At 56.7% G+C, this 15,164-nt stretch carries 19 protein-coding genes and 1 pseudogene; 4 read left to right on the top strand and 16 right to left on the bottom strand.

Translation table 11 applies throughout. From position 1 onward, the window contains the following. Window positions 1-86: 86 nt before the first annotated feature. From mltC to mutY, 3 genes are all read right to left on the bottom strand, one after another. Window positions 87-1,163: a membrane-bound lytic murein transglycosylase MltC gene (gene mltC / locus ACJTMZ_RS10520; protein ID WP_017382930.1), complete on the bottom strand. Its 1,077-nt coding sequence runs from the start codon at window positions 1,161-1,163 to the stop codon at window positions 87-89. A gap of 124 nt (window positions 1,164-1,287) precedes the next feature. Continuing rightward, a complete protein-coding gene (locus ACJTMZ_RS10515) occupies window positions 1,288-1,560 on the bottom strand; it encodes an oxidative damage protection protein (RefSeq protein ID WP_003862425.1) in 273 nt (90 codons plus the stop codon). Between the two features lie 26 nt (window positions 1,561-1,586). Beyond that, window positions 1,587-2,639 (bottom strand): A/G-specific adenine glycosylase, encoded by a 1,053-nt coding sequence (gene mutY, locus ACJTMZ_RS10510; RefSeq protein ID WP_169805287.1) that lies wholly within the window; start codon window positions 2,637-2,639, stop codon window positions 1,587-1,589. Between the two features lie 144 nt (window positions 2,640-2,783). Between mutY and trmB the strand changes: the two genes are divergently transcribed. The 3 genes from trmB to ACJTMZ_RS10495 are packed head-to-tail and all read left to right on the top strand — an operon-like array spanning window position 2,784 to window position 4,603. Then, window positions 2,784-3,503, top strand: coding sequence for a tRNA (guanosine(46)-N7)-methyltransferase TrmB (trmB, locus tag ACJTMZ_RS10505; RefSeq protein WP_015571843.1), 720 nt, complete (start codon window positions 2,784-2,786; stop codon window positions 3,501-3,503). Continuing rightward, window positions 3,503-3,829: a YggL family protein gene (locus tag ACJTMZ_RS10500; RefSeq protein ID WP_003862421.1), complete on the top strand. Its 327-nt coding sequence runs from the start codon at window positions 3,503-3,505 to the stop codon at window positions 3,827-3,829. Before trmB ends, ACJTMZ_RS10500 begins: the two co-directional genes overlap by 1 nt. 57 nt (window positions 3,830-3,886) lie before the next feature. Then, a complete protein-coding gene (locus ACJTMZ_RS10495) occupies window positions 3,887-4,603 on the top strand; it encodes a DUF2884 domain-containing protein (RefSeq protein ID WP_003862419.1) in 717 nt (238 codons plus the stop codon). 67 nt (window positions 4,604-4,670) lie between these two features. Here the strand turns inward: ACJTMZ_RS10495 and ACJTMZ_RS10490 are convergent, their stop codons facing one another. Genes ACJTMZ_RS10490 through ACJTMZ_RS10465 form a run of 6 tightly spaced genes read right to left on the bottom strand, consistent with a single transcriptional unit; the run spans window position 4,671 to window position 8,401 of the window. After that, on the bottom strand, window positions 4,671-5,024 hold the full coding sequence (locus tag ACJTMZ_RS10490; protein WP_252011004.1) for a DUF559 domain-containing protein: 354 nt from the start codon (window positions 5,022-5,024) through the stop codon (window positions 4,671-4,673). Window positions 5,025-5,080: 56 nt separating this feature from the next. Further along, window positions 5,081-6,229, bottom strand: a complete 1,149-nt coding sequence (gene hemW, locus ACJTMZ_RS10485) for a radical SAM family heme chaperone HemW (protein ID WP_017382926.1) — start codon at window positions 6,227-6,229, stop codon at window positions 5,081-5,083. Further along, window positions 6,222-6,815, bottom strand: a complete 594-nt coding sequence (locus ACJTMZ_RS10480; protein WP_045327517.1) for an XTP/dITP diphosphatase — start codon at window positions 6,813-6,815, stop codon at window positions 6,222-6,224. The genes hemW and ACJTMZ_RS10480 overlap by 8 nt, the downstream gene beginning before the upstream one ends. 3 nt (window positions 6,816-6,818) lie before the next feature. Continuing rightward, on the bottom strand, window positions 6,819-7,115 hold the full coding sequence (gene yggU / locus ACJTMZ_RS10475; RefSeq protein ID WP_252011003.1) for a DUF167 family protein YggU: 297 nt from the start codon (window positions 7,113-7,115) through the stop codon (window positions 6,819-6,821). After that, complete coding sequence (locus ACJTMZ_RS10470) at window positions 7,112-7,678, bottom strand: YggT family protein (RefSeq protein ID WP_015571838.1); 567 nt, start codon at window positions 7,676-7,678, stop codon at window positions 7,112-7,114. The genes yggU and ACJTMZ_RS10470 overlap by 4 nt, the downstream gene beginning before the upstream one ends. Window positions 7,679-7,699: 21 nt before the next feature. Further along, the gene (locus tag ACJTMZ_RS10465; RefSeq protein ID WP_045347340.1) at window positions 7,700-8,401 is read right to left on the bottom strand and encodes a YggS family pyridoxal phosphate-dependent enzyme; all 702 of its coding nucleotides are present in this window, start codon (window positions 8,399-8,401) and stop codon (window positions 7,700-7,702) included. A 17-nt stretch (window positions 8,402-8,418) separates the two neighbouring features. On the opposite strand from ACJTMZ_RS10465, the pseudogene ACJTMZ_RS10460 reads away from it, so the two are divergent. Then, window positions 8,419-9,404, top strand: a pseudogene (locus ACJTMZ_RS10460) (type IV pilus twitching motility protein PilT). A gap of 9 nt (window positions 9,405-9,413) precedes the next feature. Here the strand turns inward: ACJTMZ_RS10460 and ruvX are convergent. The 7 genes from ruvX to galP all read right to left on the bottom strand — a co-directional run bounded on the left by ruvX (window position 9,414) and on the right by galP (window position 14,982). Continuing rightward, entirely contained in the window at window positions 9,414-9,830 is a 417-nt protein-coding gene (ruvX, locus tag ACJTMZ_RS10455) for a Holliday junction resolvase RuvX (protein ID WP_006811925.1), read from the bottom strand. Continuing rightward, on the bottom strand, window positions 9,830-10,390 hold the full coding sequence (locus ACJTMZ_RS10450) for a YqgE/AlgH family protein (protein WP_006811924.1): 561 nt from the start codon (window positions 10,388-10,390) through the stop codon (window positions 9,830-9,832). The genes ruvX and ACJTMZ_RS10450 overlap by 1 nt, the downstream gene beginning before the upstream one ends. A gap of 74 nt (window positions 10,391-10,464) precedes the next feature. Next, complete coding sequence (gene gshB, locus ACJTMZ_RS10445; RefSeq protein ID WP_015571835.1) at window positions 10,465-11,412, bottom strand: glutathione synthase; 948 nt, start codon at window positions 11,410-11,412, stop codon at window positions 10,465-10,467. Between the two features lie 31 nt (window positions 11,413-11,443). Next, the gene (rsmE, locus tag ACJTMZ_RS10440) at window positions 11,444-12,175 is read right to left on the bottom strand and encodes a 16S rRNA (uracil(1498)-N(3))-methyltransferase (RefSeq protein ID WP_017692692.1); all 732 of its coding nucleotides are present in this window, start codon (window positions 12,173-12,175) and stop codon (window positions 11,444-11,446) included. 51 nt (window positions 12,176-12,226) lie between these two features. After that, a complete protein-coding gene (gene endA / locus ACJTMZ_RS10435; RefSeq protein ID WP_003860034.1) occupies window positions 12,227-12,934 on the bottom strand; it encodes a deoxyribonuclease I in 708 nt (235 codons plus the stop codon). 94 nt (window positions 12,935-13,028) lie between these two features. Continuing rightward, window positions 13,029-13,526, bottom strand: a complete 498-nt coding sequence (locus tag ACJTMZ_RS10430) for a SprT family zinc-dependent metalloprotease (RefSeq protein WP_015571833.1) — start codon at window positions 13,524-13,526, stop codon at window positions 13,029-13,031. Between the two features lie 58 nt (window positions 13,527-13,584). After that, on the bottom strand, window positions 13,585-14,982 hold the full coding sequence (gene galP, locus ACJTMZ_RS10425; protein WP_015571832.1) for a galactose/proton symporter: 1,398 nt from the start codon (window positions 14,980-14,982) through the stop codon (window positions 13,585-13,587). Window positions 14,983-15,164 lie beyond the last annotated feature (182 nt).

Genomic DNA, 15,164 nt, shown 5'->3' with positions numbered 1-15,164 from the left:
GTCCCCTCACCCTAACCCTCTCCCAGAGGGAGAGGGAACTTGAATACCCTCTCCCTCTGGGAGAGGGCAGGGTGAGGGGTAGTTTTCTAGCGGCGACGGTAGTTCTTCTGCGCCGTATTCACCTTATACAGATAGCGGCGTGATTCCGCAGACGGGTGGCGGGTGGTGAGGGTTGAGTAGACATCCCCCGGCGCCATGCTGTTGATGATGTTCGCGGCCTGCACTTTGTCATTTGAGAAGACGCGCAGCACGCTGCCCGCCCCGCCGTTATAGGCGGTGATCACCGCATAGCGGCGTGAGGTTGGGTTATCAATCCCGCCCAGGTAGACATTGTTCAGCATCGCCAGGTAGGCCGTACCGGTATCAATGTTGCTTTGCGGATCGAACAGGTAGCTGCGGCTCGGCGTGCCGGATTTCCCCTGTGCGCGGAACACGTCTTTACCGGCGCTGTGCTGTACAACCTGCATCAGCCCCAGCGCGTCGGAACGGCTTACCGCGTAGGGGTTGAACGAGGACTCGGTCTGCATAATCGCCAGGATCAGCGACTCATCCACGCCATACTTACGCGACGCCTGACGCACCATGCCCAGATACTTATGCGCACGCTTGTCGAGGTGGTTCGGCACCAGGTTGATCGTGACGCTGTAGATCACTTTCAGGCCGTTGGTGCGGCTTTTCAGGCGCGTTTGCAGCAGGTAGTCGGCAAATTTCGTGGCGCGGCCTTCCCAGCGGATCGGCTGACCGGTCTGGTCAACGACCTGGCCATACAGAAACGGCTCTTTGGAGATGGTGATGTCATCGGCATCAGAGTAGAGGTCGATAGACCCCGGATCGTCGCCCATCAGCAGGGTTTTGATGATGGCCTGACGTAAATGCGCCGCAGGTTCAGTCCCTGCGATGGTTTCAACCGTAATCGTACCGTCATCGAAGTTGATGTGGCTACGGGTCTGATAGGCGTCAGTGTACTTAACGTAGTCCTTCGGTCCGGCAATAAGAACTTCGTTAAATCCCCATATGTTCTCGATGTTGTGGGCAAACTGCCCCATCAAAATGTCAAAACCGTTGGTGTCCTTTACCCAGGCTTCGTTGTATTCATCGCCTTTTTTGGAAGAACAAGACACAAGCAACGGCGCAACAAGGGCTAGCGCTAAAAGTTTTTTCATCATTCCGGGAGTGCGTGTTGTGTTTGCTTTGGGGTTGCTGTTGCCGGGTGGCGCTGCGCTTACCCGGCCTACAAAACCGTAGGCCCGTGCAAGCGCATCGCCGCCGGGCAGCAGCCGCAGAGTATTATTTTTCCGGTGGCGTATAGCCTTCGATATGGACGTCTTTACCCTCGAACAGGAAGTTCACCATCTCCTGCTCCAGCAGTTTGCGGTGTTCCGGGTTCATCATGCTGAGCTTTTTCTCGTTGATCAGCATGGTCTGCTTCTTCTGCCACTGTCCCCAGGCTTCTTTGGAGATCTCGTTGTAAATGCGCTTACCCAGGTCGCCCGGGTAGAGCTGGAAATCCTGGCCTTCAGCGTCGCGCTGTAGGAAAGTACAAAAAATGGTTCTGGCCATACTCATTCCTCTTTGTCTTGCCGATGCTAAACCATTGCACCGACACGTAATTGCTGTAACAGGCGCTCCACGGGAGCCGCCAGCCCGACTGATGGCGGTTGCGCTAAGTTATACCAGAGAGCGTTGCCTTCATCCATGCACGACGTGAATGAGGACACGGGAAGCCACATCGGCACAATATCCAGATGGAAATGGCTGAAGGTATGACGGAACGCGTTGAGTTGCGTCAGGGTATCGGCCGCAATGCCGCGCTGTTCAAGCCATGCCCGAAGTGAGGCTTCATCCTCAAACTGTGGGAAGCAGTATAGACCACCCCACAGGCCACTCGGCGGGCGCTGAGCGAGAAACACCTCGTCGCCATGCTGCATCAGCAGCATGTACCCGGTGCGTTCAGGCAGCGTCTGCTTCGGTTTTTTCCCCGGATACTGCGCCCAGGTGTGGTTCGCATAGGCCATGCAGAGGTTGTTTACCGGGCAAAGTTCGCACTTCGGTTTTGAACGGGTGCAGACCATCGCGCCCAGATCCATCATCGCCTGGTTAAAACGCGCCACCCCTTTCGCCGGAGTGACCGCTTCACTGATCTCCCACAGGCGTTTCTCAACCTCTTTCTTGCCCGGCCATCCATCTATGGCGTAGCAGCGTGCGAGCACGCGCTTGACGTTGCCGTCGAGAATAGGGAAATGTTTGCCTAAAGAGAGGGAGAGGATTGCGCCTGCGGTTGAACGCCCGACGCCGGGCAAATCCGCCACCTCGTCAAAGGTCTCCGGAAATTTACCGTTGTGGCGGGTGGCGACCTGCTGTGCGGCTTTGTGCAGGTTGCGCGCGCGGGCGTAATAGCCGAGGCCGGTCCACAGGTGCAGTACCTCGTCCAGCGGCGCGTTGGCCAGATCGGTGATTGTCGGGAAGCGCGCCATAAAACGCTCGAAGTAAGGAATGACCGTCGCGACCTGCGTTTGTTGCAACATCACCTCGGAGAGCCATACTTTGTAAGGCGTTTTTTCAATTTGCCAGGGCAGGGTTTTACGCCCGTATTTGTCGTACCAGTCCAGCACCTGGGCTGAAAATTGAGAGGCTTGCATGGTCATCGATTCGCTTAATCAGGGACGCAGATTGCAGCACAGCGTCAATCTGCTGTAAACCGGATCTTTCCCATGCTTGCATAGAAGCCTTAACTTTGGATAATGCCCGTTTCCCGAACATTCTCACAAGCAGACAACTCTTTTATGAAAAACGACGTCATTTCACCGGAATTTGATGAAAACGGTCGCCCGCTGCGCCGTATTCGCAGCTTTGTCCGCCGTCAGGGGCGCCTGACAAAAGGGCAGCAACACGCGCTGGACAACTACTGGCCGGTGATGGGCGTTGAGTTCAGCGAGCAACCGCTCGACTTCACCGACCTGTTTGGCCGCGACGCGCCAGTGACGCTGGAGATTGGTTTTGGCATGGGCACCTCGCTGGTGACTATGGCGAAAGCGCGCCCGGAGCAGAACTTCCTCGGTATCGAAGTACACTCGCCGGGCGTCGGCGCGTGCCTGGCAACGGCCCACGAAGAGGGCGTTGAGAACCTGCGCGTCATGTGTCACGACGCGGTGGAAGTGCTGCACAAAATGATTCCTGACAATTCTTTGAACATGGTTCAGCTCTTTTTCCCTGACCCATGGCACAAAGCGCGTCATAATAAACGCCGTATCGTTCAGGCGCCGTTTGCCGAGCTGGTGAAAAGTAAGCTCAAGCTGGGCGGCGTTTTCCACATGGCAACCGACTGGGAACCTTATGCGGAACATATGCTGGAAGTGATGTCGTCCCTGGACGGGTATAAAAATCAGTCTGAAAGCAACGACTACGTACCGCGTCCGGATTCACGTCCGGTGACAAAATTTGAACAACGTGGCCATCGTCTTGGTCACGGCGTATGGGACTTAATGTTCGAGAGGGTGAAATAATGGCAAAGAATCGTAGCCGTCGTCTGCGTAAAAAGATGCACATCGAAGAATTCCAGGAAGTGGGTTTCTCCGTTGCCTGGCGTTTCCCGGAAGGCACCAGCGTTGAGCAGATCGATCAAGACGTTGATGCGTTCATCAACGAGGTGATCGAGCCAAACAAGCTGGCCTTCGACGGTAGCGGCTATCTGGCGTGGGAAGGTCTGATTTGCACCCAGGAAGTGGGGAAATGCACCGAAGAGCATCAGGCGCTGGTACGCAAATGGCTTGAAGACCACAAACTGGAAGATGTCCGCGTTAGCGAACTTTTCGACGTTTGGTGGGACTAATAAAGCAAGAACGGGGCCAGCATTAGCTGGCCCATTTTGTCTGAGGGAGTGTTTAAGATGCGCAAAACGTTGCTGGCTGTTGCTTTACTGGCAATAGGATCCACCGCCCATGCGGAGTATAAATGTAGCGTCACCCCGCGTGATGACGTGGTGCTGAGTCCGCAAACCGTGCAGGTTAAGGGCGAGAATGGCAATCTGGTGATTACGCCGGATGGCAACGTGACCTTTAACGGCAAACCGCAAAACCTGACGGCCGCCCAGCGCGAGCAGGCGATGGACTACCAGGCCGAGTTGCGTACCGCGCTGCCCTGGATCAACGATGGCGCGCTGACCCGCGTCGAAAAGAGCCGCGTGGCGCTGGATAAAATCATCACCAAAGAGGTGGGGGAGAGCAGCAATATGCGCACCCGCCTGACGAAGCTGGATAAACAGCTGAAAGAGCAGATGAACCGTATTATCGAGACGCGCTCTGATGGCCTGACGTTCCACTATAAGGCGATCGATCAGGTGCGTGCCGACGGCCAGCAGCTGGTGAACCAGGCGATGGGCGGCATTCTCCAGGACAGCATCAACGAGATGGGCGCCAAAGCGGTGCTGAAGGGCGGCGGTAATCCGTTGCAGGGTGTACTGGGTAGCCTGGGCGGACTGCAAACCTCGATTCAGAACGAGTGGAAGAATCAGGAAGCCGATTTCCAGCAGTTCGGCAAAGACGTGTGTAAACGCGTGGTGTCGCTGGAAGACAGCCGGAAGGCGCTGGTGGGGACGCTGAAGTAATTCACTTCCCCCCTCACCCTAACCCTCTCCCCAAAGGGGCGAGGGGATGATTTGCCCCCTCTCCCTTTCAGGGAGAGGGCCGGGGTGAGGGTTGCAGCGCTTCAAGGATCCTTTCTAACACCGCCTCTTCGTTATTCCAGAGTTCGTTGTTCCAGAATCGAATGACGTGCCAGCCCTTATGGTTTAACCACCATGTCCTTTGTCGATCGTATTCCTGATTTTCATCATGTTGTCCGCCATCCAGCTCAACGGCCAGCCGAGCCGCGCAACAGGCGAAATCCAGAATGTAGTTACCTACCGGGTGCTGTCGGCGAAATTTATAATTTTCGAAACGGCGGCTGCGCAGTAAATACCAAAGCCGTCTTTCTTCCTGTGTCAGCTCGCGTCTGAGCTGCTTTGCGTATGAACGAATTGTTTCCATCCCCACACTCTGCCAGCCTTTCCCTCAGCCAGCAGAACGGGATGTAAAATTCTGAATCAGCCTTCAGGATTTTCAGCGAGGAACAGCTCAAGAAGGGAGTTTAAGAACAGCTTGCCGTGCTCGGTGATCTGCCAGGACTCATCACACTCGGTCAGATACCCCTGCGCCAGCGCCTCGTCAATCTGCGGACGAATCACTGACTCCGGCAGCCCGGTATAACGCGTAAATTCCGCGCGCGGTGCGGCTTCCAGCAGACGGAAGCGGTTCATAAAGAACTCAAACGGCTTATCCGCCGCCTCGACGTCGTGCTGACGCTCCAGGTAGCGGCCTTCCATATACCCGCGCGGGTGACGCGTTTTGGCGGTACGCAGAATGCGTCCGTCCGGGAAGGTCACTTTGCCATGTGCGCCGCAGCCAATTCCCAGATAATCACCAAAACGCCAGTAGTTCAGATTGTGCTGACACTGATAGCCCGGCTTCGCATACGCCGACGTTTCGTATTGCTGATACCCCGCCGCGGTCAAAAGCTGGTGGCCCTGCTCGAAGATATCCCACAGCGCGTCATCGTCCGGCAGCACCGGAGGACGGGAACCAAACAGGGTGTTAGGCTCAATGGTCAGCTGATACCACGACAGATGCGGCGGATTCAGTTCAATCGCCTGACGCAAATCGTCCAGCGCTTCTTCGAGCGACTGATCCGGCAGGCCATGCATCAGGTCGAGGTTAAAGCTGCGCAGCCCAAGCCCCGTTGCCAGGTTTGCCGCGCGCTTTGCCTCTTCCGGGCCGTGGATACGCCCCAGACGCTTCAGCTTTGGCTCGCTAAAGCTCTGCACGCCGATAGAGATACGGTTCACGCCCGCACGCTGATACTCGACAAAACGGTCGGCCTCAACGGTACCGGGGTTGGCTTCCATCGTAATTTCAGCATCCACTGCCAGGTTCAGGCGTGCGCGCACGCCATCCAGCAGCGTCTGCATCGCCGGGCCTGAAAGCAGGCTCGGTGTACCGCCACCAATAAAAATGGTCTTCACTTCACGTCCCTGTGCGTACGATACATCGGCATCCAGATCGGCCAGCAGATGCGCGACGTAATCATCGTGCGGCACTTCGCCCTTCAGCGCGTGCGAGTTGAAATCGCAGTACGGGCATTTCTGCACGCACCATGGGATGTGAATATAAAGACTCAGAGGCGGCAAATTAGCCATTACGCAGTGCTTCCAGTAACAGTTTCAGGGCGCGTCCACGGTGGGAGATCGCGCTTTTCTCTTCGCGGGTGAGTTCCGCAGCGGTTTTGCCCTCGGTCGGGACAAAGAAAATCGGGTCGTAACCAAAGCCGCCGTTGCCCGCCGCTTCACGGGTGATCACGCCCGGCCAGCTGCCGTGACAGACAATCGGCGTGGGATCTTCCGCGTGACGCATGTAGACCAGCACGCAGTGGAACTGCGCGGTACGCTGTTCGTCAGGGACGTCTTTCAGGGCCACAAGCAGCTTTTCCAGATTCTGCTGGTCGGTGGCGTCCACCCCGGAATAGCGGGCGGAGTAAATCCCCGGAGCACCGCCCAGAAAATCCACGGCCAGACCGGAGTCATCGGCTATCGCGGGCAGTCCGGTGATCTGCGCGGCGTGGCGCGCTTTCAGAATGGCGTTTTCGATAAACGTCAGGCCGGTCTCTTCGGCGGACTCGACGCCCAGCTCGGTCTGGGCCACCACGTCCAGCCCAAAATCATTTAATAGCGAGGCCAGCTCGCGCACTTTACCGGCGTTACCGGTGGCGAGAACAACTTTCTGCATGGTTTAGTCCTGTTCTTTCAGAGCCGCGACTTCCGTCGGGATAGATTGCGGGTTAAGGATTTTTACCTTTTTATGCCGGCCAAGTTCACCTTTCTCAATGATGACCTGGCTTTTAGCGACGCGAAACTGTTTAGCCAGATATTTGGTCAGATGCGCATTCGCCTGGCCGTCAACCGGCGGGGCAGTGATGGCGACTTTTAGCTCGTCGCCATGCAGCCCAACAATACTGTCGCGGCTGGCTTTCGGCTGAATGTACAGCCGCAAAACCAGCCCGTCGGCGCAGGGGCTAACTGCACTCATAACGCCATCCACAGCCCCGGCAGCAGCATATTACCCGTCGCCTGTAACAGTTCCGCGATACCCATATTCAGCACGTACAGCAGCAGAACGAGAAGCATCGGGGAGAAGTCGATTCCGCCCATTGCAGGCAGCAGGCTACGAATCGGACGCAGCAACGGTTCAGTCAGCTGAATCAACGCGTACTCCACCGGGCTACGGCCCCGGCTTACCCAGCTCATGATCGCCATCACCAGCAGGACCCAGAAGATCAGCGAGCCGACGGTTTTAACCAGGATCAGAACGGCTGAAATCCAGATAATCGGCTGGAAAGTGATGACCATAAACAGCACGATCGCTTTGATAACGCTCAGAATAAACGCCATCAGCAGAGATGAACTGTCAATTGGCCCCATTGCCGGAATGACGCGGCGAAGCGGCCCCACAACGGGCTGCGTGATTTTCACGATAAATTGTGAGAATGGATTGTAAAAATCACAACGGGCCCACTGCATCCAGACGCGCAACAGCAGCGCCATCGTATACAGTTCAATGACCGTTGAAAGCAGGAAAGTCAACGTCTTCATGGCGTTCCTCAGGTTTCCTTATTATTGGGGGTAATCGCGCGCACCGAAAATTGCCGTGCCGATGCGCACCATGGTGCTGCCTGCCGCGATGGCGGCTTCCATATCGTCCGACATGCCCAGAGAAAGCGTGTCTACCGTGTTATAGCGCGCCTTAAGCGCCTCAAATGCTACAGCCATTTGCTGTGCCACGGCAAACTGCCTTTCATAACTTGACTCTGGCGCCGGGATAGCCATCAGCCCGCGCAGGGTTAAGCGCGGCAGCGCCGCCACGTCTGCCGCCAGCGCCTCCAGTTCGCCCAGCGTAATGCCAGACTTGCTGTTTTCATCGCTGATGTTGATTTGAATCAGCACGTTAAGCGCTGGCATCTCCATAGGGCGCTGGTCGCTCAGACGGGTAGCGATGCGCAGACGATCGATGGTGTGGCACCAGTCAAAGTGCTCTGCTACCAGACGGCTTTTGTTCGACTGTAGCGGACCGATAAAGTGCCATTGCAGGTCTGTATTTCCCCGTTCCCGGAAAGCGCGAATTTTATCCACGCCTTCCTGCACATAGTTTTCACCAAAGGCACGATGACCGGCGGCTATCGCTTCTGCGATGGCGCTCGCAGGCTTGGTTTTGCTGACTGCAAGCAACGTAATTTCTTCTGGAGCACGGCCGCAACGCGTTGCCGCGGCTGAGATTTTGTCCCGGACCTGTGCCAGGTTATGCGCAATGTCGTTCATTTTCCGAGGAGTAGTCTATGGATGTGGAAGAAATTGTGGCCCTTAGTGTAAAGCATAACGTCTCCGATCTACACCTGTGCAGTGATTCGCCACCGCGCTGGCGCAGGTCAGGCCGTCTTGAACCTGCGCCGTTTCCGCCCCCGGATGTGGAGGCGTTATTAAAAGCGTGGCTCAACGACGAACAGCAGGGCGCATGGTGGGCAAACGGGCAAGTGGATTTTGCCGTTACCCTCGCAGACCGTCAGCGGCTGCGCGGCAGTGCGTTTAAGCATATGCTCGGCGTTTCGATTGCGCTGCGGCTGTTGCCGCTGACGTGCCCGCAGCTCTCTGCGCTAGGTGTGCCGCGAGCGATCCCGGAACTACTGTCCAATGACAATGGCCTGATTCTGGTCACCGGCGCCACCGGCAGTGGGAAATCGACCACCCTGGCCGCTATGGTCGATTTCCTCAATCACCAGACGGACGGGCATATTCTGACCCTGGAAGATCCGGTGGAGTTTATGTACCAGAGCGAACGTTGCCTGATCCAGCAGCGGGAGATAGGCCAGCACAGCCCGTCCTTTGCCGAGGCGCTGCGCAGCGCGCTGCGTGAAGATCCGGATGTGATTCTGCTTGGTGAGCTGCGCGACAGCGAGACGATACGCCTGGCGCTGACGGCGGCGGAAACCGGCCATCTGGTGTTAGCCACGCTGCATACGCGCGGCGCGGCGCGGCGCAGGCGATCGAGCGCCTGGTCGACACCTTTCCAGCGCAGGAGAAAGATCCGGTGCGTAATCAGCTGGCGGGAAGCCTGCGTGCGGTCCTGGCGCAGAAGCTACGTCAGGATGTCCAGGGCGGGCGCGTGGCGCTGTATGAGCTACTGGTGAATACCTCGGCGGCGGCAAACCTGATCCGCGAAGGCAAAACCTGGCAACTGCCGGGCATTATTCAAACGGGGCAGCAGGCGGGAATGCAGAACTTTGAGCAGAGTCTGGCGGAGCGACGGGCGCAGGGGCGGCTGTAGCCCCGGCGCTCAGTAACCCTGTTCGAAATAGCTTTCGAGGATAATGACGGCTGAAGCTGAATCCACGCTGCCTTTGTTCAGCGCCCGGAAGCCACCGTGCTCGAACAGGCCAGCGCGTGCCTCGACGGTGCTCAAACGTTCATCGTGCAGCTTAACGGAGACGCCAAAGCGGCCATGGATTTTGTTCGCGAACTTGCGCGCGCGGGCGGTAAGCGGTTGCTCGGTGCCGTCCATGTTTAGCGGCAGGCCGACAATCACGTCGTCCGGCTGCCACTCTTTGAGCAAGCGCTCAATAAGGTTCCAGTCCGGCGTGCCGTCGTTAGCTTTCAGCGCCGTGAGCGGGCGAGCGGTGCCGGTGATTCGTTGACCCACAGCGACGCCGATGCTTTTGGTGCCGAAGTCGAAGGCGAGAAGGGTGCCGCTCATTACGCGTGCCCCGCAACGCCAGGCATGGTCAGAATATCAATGCCAATCAGTTTTGCCGCGTCACGCCAGCGATCGGCGATAGGGGTTTTAAACAGGATATTCATATCCGCAGGGGCTGTCAGCCAGGCGTTGTCCAGAATTTCTTGTTCCAGCTGCCCTTTTTCCCAGGAGGCGTAGCCGAGCGCAACCAGCACCTCAGAAGGCTGACTGGCAGTGCCTAGCGTTTCAAGCACATCGCGAGAGGTGGTGACGACGGTGTTATCGGAGATACGAATGCTGGACGAGAAAACCGGCGGGGTATGCAGGATAAAACCACGATCTTCTGCAAGCGGGCCGCCGAGCATCACCGGTTTATCGAGACGGATTTCCGGCAGCCGCGCTTCAGCAGGGATTTTCAGCTTGTCCAGAATGCCTTCCACCTGGAGGTTTTCCAGCGGCTTATTGATGATAATCCCCATCGCGCCGTCTTCGTTGTATTCGCAAATATAGACCACGGAGCGGCGGAAAATCGGATCCTGGAGAGCAGGCATGGCAATAAGAAAGTGATGCTGTAAATTCATTGTCAGAGGTACTGTTTCCTGGTTTAAAAAGCGACAGCGCCCAGTATGGGGATAAACACAGGCGCTGTCACAGGTTATTTCTGTAAACGTTTTTCGATAGCGTCCATCAGCATTCCGGTGATCGAGATCGGGAATTCCGCTTCGATTTCACGAATGCAGGTCGGGCTGGTGACGTTCACTTCGGTCAGGCGATCGCCGATGATATCGAGGCCGACGAAGATCAGGCCTTTGGCTTTCAGCGTAGGGCCGACGCGGCGGGCAATTTCCCAGTCGCTTTCGCTTAACGGACGCGGTTCGCCACGGCCGCCAGCCGCCAGGTTGCCACGGGTTTCCCCTCCCTGCGGGATACGCGCCAGGCAGTAAGGCACCGGCTCGCCGTCTACGACCAGCACACGCTTGTCGCCGTCTTTAATGGCTGGCAGATAGTTCTGCGCCATGCAGTAGCGGGTTCCCAGCTCGGTCAGCGTTTCGGCAATCACGCCAATGTTCGGATCGCCCTCTTTCACGCGGAAGATCGACGCGCCACCCATGCCGTCCAGCGGCTTCATGATGATGTCGCCGTGCTTCTGCCAGAATTCTTTCAGCTGCGTTTTGCTGCGGGTGACGAGCGTTTCCGGCGTCAGGTCAGAGAACCATGCGGTATAGAGCTTCTCGTTGCAGTCGCGCAGGCTCTGCGGCTTGTTGACGATCAGCGTTCCTTTCTCTTCGGCACGCTCAAGGATATAGGTGGCGTAAATGTATTCGGTGTCGAACGGCGGATCTTTACGCATCAGGATCACGTTAAGGTCGGCCAGGGCAATATCCTGTTCGGTGCCGAATTCGTACCATTTTTCGTAGTTCTGCTCGACGTTAACGATGCGGGTGCGTGCGCGGGCTTCACCGTTGATCAGGTAAAGATCGTTCATCTCCATATAGTGGAGTTCATAGCCGCGACGCTGCGCTTCCAGCAGCATAGCGAAGCTGGAGTCTTTCTTGATGTTAATGTTTGCGATGGGGTCCATCACGATGCCGAGCTTAATCATCTTCTTCTCCGGTTATGGGTCAGGCTTTGCTTCAACCCAGATCGCCAAATCGCACCTGTAGCGCGGTAATGGCGGTGAGTGCCGTTGTCTCAGTGCGCAGAACGCGAGGTCCCAACAGAATATCAGTAAACTGGTAACGCGCCGTCATGGCAATTTCGTCAGCCGACAGGCCGCCTTCCGGGCCAATCAGCAGGCGTACACGCTCAACGGGCAGCGGCAGCGTATTGATGCTGGCGCTGGCGCGCGGATGAAGATTGAGCTTAAGCCCGCTCTCCTCTTCTGCACACCAGTCCTCCAGATCCATCGCCGGGCGGATCTCCGGGATACGGTTGCGGCCGCTCTGTTCGCAGGCCGCAATGGCAATTTTTTGCCACTGCTGGATCTTTTTGTTCAGACGTTCCGCATCCAGTTTAACGCCGCAGCGCTCAGAAAAAAGTGGCGTAATGAGGCTTACACCCAGTTCAATGGATTTCTGAATGGTGAACTCCATCTTTTCCCCACGCGACATCACCTGGCCCAGGTGAATGTGCAGCGGGGATTCCCGGTCATCCACCTCGCCACGCAGCACCTTCACGTGCACGCTTTTTTTATCGGCGCGCGTAATTTCAGCGTCGAAAACCTGATTAGAGCCGTCAAAGAGCTGAATCGCCTGGCCTGCACCCATGCGCAGCACGCGGCCTACATGGTTTGCGGCATCATCAGACAGGGCGATTTCGCCGCCTGGGGTAATCAGTTCAGGGTGATAGATGCGAGGGATGCGCATAGTCAGAAATTCCATGTGTCATGCGATATAAGCGAATTGCCGTAGTGTAGGTTAGCTCTTTTGCGCCTGGCAAGCCCGCTGGACGTAAGGGTTGTGATTCCCCTGGACTTTGGCGATACGTTCGTCGCGCTGGCATTCCCAGTCCGTCACCGGGTAGAGCTTGTCCCAGGCATTGAAGAGCTGCGTCTGCTGGCGGGAAAGATTGAGATCGTAGCGGTCGCGCATATAGAAGTAAGTGCGGGCGATGCTGCCGCGTGCGCGGGCAGGCGGTTCGGCGACTTTCTCTTTGAAATCGACCTTCATGGCGCACTGACCGTACTGGCCTTCGCCACCGTTCCACTGGCTGTACATGAAGTTTCCGCGGTCGCCATTGACCTCACCCACGGCGGGTTGCAGGTTGTGCATATCGCTTTCCATCTGGCGGTAGACCGGATCTTTTGCGCAATTTTTACGTCCACCGTCCTGCCAGCACTGGCGCTGGTGGCCAAACTGCCAGGCCGGAACAACGTGTTCCCATTCGATTCGGCTGGCGCGGTTCTCGTTCTTGCGCACCTTATAGCCGCAGGATCCCAGATCCACGACCCCTTTCTTACCCTGCCAGTTAATTTTACAGCCGCAGTAGAAATCACCCGGTACGTCGGCGTTAATCTTTACGCCTGCGGTTTTTGCCTGAGAGAAACTGTGAATACCGTCGGCCAGAGCATGGCCGGATAGCGCTGTCGCCAGAAAAGCGACCGCGAGAGAAACATTACGGGACATCTTACACTCCGTGTCAAAACGAGCCCGCAACGTAACGAATGTTGTTCCCGTATGCAATCAGTCAGATCAGGAAAGTTCCTGAAAGTTCGAGTGATTATTCCGCAACCAGCGGTTCGCCGCATTTAACGCAGCGATAGGTCGCTTCGCCGCGCACCACGCGGTTATGGCGGCGGACGGTAAGCTGGTGCTGCTGACACTGGCAGCGGTAGGGGAAGGTATTGCGGCGTACCGATTCCAGCTCGAACTGATGGGTGCGGCGGGCCGGAACCCCGAGCACCGCCTCCATCATCCATTTCCACTCTTTGCCGTGCGGTGCGACGCGGCCAAAGTGCTTCCACACCAGAAGGTGGGCCAGCTCGTGCGGCACCACTTCGTCGATAAACGCCTGCTGGTTTTCCATCATCAGCACCGGATTCAGGCGGATCTCATACGACTCCAGCCAGGCTGTGCCTGCCGCGGTGCCACGCTGCTGATAGACCAGCTTCGGTTCAGGATAATTGCGGCCGAGCTTCAGGTTGGCCTGGGCGAGTTTTTCCCGCAGGCTGCGCATGACGGCTTGCTGAATGGCGATGGGGAGACGGGGAGCTTTCATAGGGGCAGAGCATAAAGCGGGAAGCGGGGAGGCGCAAGAGGCGCCTCCCGCAGGAGGATCAGTCGTGTGCGCCGATTTCGCGCAGAGGACGACCTTTCATCAGGTTACGTTCAATGTGTTCCAGTGAAACATGTTTGGTTTCAGGAACCAGCCAGATAGTGAGAACGATAAAGAACAGGTTCAGACCGGCGTAGACCCAGAAGGTATTGGCGTTACCCAGGGTATTGAGCATGGTCAGGAACGTTGCGCCGACGATCATGTTGGCAATCCAGTTGGTTGCGGTAGAACAGGTGATACCAAAATCACGCCCTTTCAGCGGCTGGATCTCAGAGCACAGCACCCAAATCAGCGGACCGGCGCTCATCGCAAACCCAATGATAAACATCAGCAGCATCGCCACGGCGAAGTACTGTGCCGTTGGGGAATGAATGCCCATGTGCATCATGGTACCCAGCACGCCCATCCCGACGGCCATCACCAGGAAGCCCAGCGTCAGGGTTGGCTTACGTCCCCAGCGGTCCACCAGACCGATAGCGATAAAGGTCGCCAGCACGTTGGTCAGGCCGACGATCACGGTGCCCCACATCTGTTCGGTGGTGTTGGTGTAGCCCGCCAGTTCGAAGATTTTCGGCGCGTAATACATGATGACGTTCATCCCGGTGAACTGTTGCATGATCTGTAACAGCACACCGAGGAACACCGCGCGGCGGAAGTTGCTGTTCTCTTTGAACAGCGCCCAGCCGGACTGTTTGACCTTCAGGCTTTCGCGGATCTCTTCCAGCTCGTTTTTGGCTTCGGCGCTGGTATCACGCAGGCGTAAGAGCACGCGTTCGGCATCATGGAAGCGGCGTTTGGCGGCGAACCAGCGCGGACTGTCCGGCAGGAAGAAGACGCCAATCAGCAGCAGGATGGCTGGAATGATGATTACGCCCAGCATCCAGCGCCATGCGCCGCTGTAGCTGAATGCGGTATCCGAGAGATAAGCCCCCAGAATACCGATGGTGATCATCAGCTGATACATGGAAATCATGCTGCCGCGGATTTTTTCCGGAGCGATTTCAGACAGGTACAGCGGGGCAGTATAAGACGCCACGCCCACTGCCAGACCGAGCAGCACGCGGGAGATGATCAGCACTTCAACGTTAGGTGCAGCGGCAGAGAACAGTGAGCCGGCAACGAACAGGATCGCGCCGATCATCAGGCTCTTTTTACGCCCGAGCTTAAAGGAGAGCCAGCCGCTGCCGACCGCGCCGACGGCGGCACCGAACATCATGGAGCTAACCACCCATTCCTGAGTGTGTGCGCTAATCTGGAACTCATCGGTGATGAAAGGTAATGCACCGGCAATTACGCCAATATCCAGGCCAAAGAGTAATCCTGCCAGAGCGGCGAGGAAGCAGACGAAGAACGTCATTGCCTTATTGGACGTACGCCCCTGTTTATTATTGTCAGGCATTATGCCCTCCAGTTGGGTTATCAGTTTTTACGATATTAAGAGTAGGTGAGCGGCTCATAAAAATATGTGAGTCAAATCACAACGGTGTAATCGGTTACACTGGCTTGTAACCGTAAAAATAATTAAAGCTTTGAAAATATAGAGGTAAATTAATTGATGTGCATCGCGTTTGCACAAATTTC

The sequence above is a fragment of the Enterobacter sp. DN genome, assembly GCF_046054285.1.
Classification (GTDB): domain Bacteria; phylum Pseudomonadota; class Gammaproteobacteria; order Enterobacterales; family Enterobacteriaceae; genus Enterobacter; species Enterobacter hormaechei_C.
Note: the sequence above shows the minus strand (reverse complement) of the source record. Positions and strands in the feature narration are given on the sequence as shown.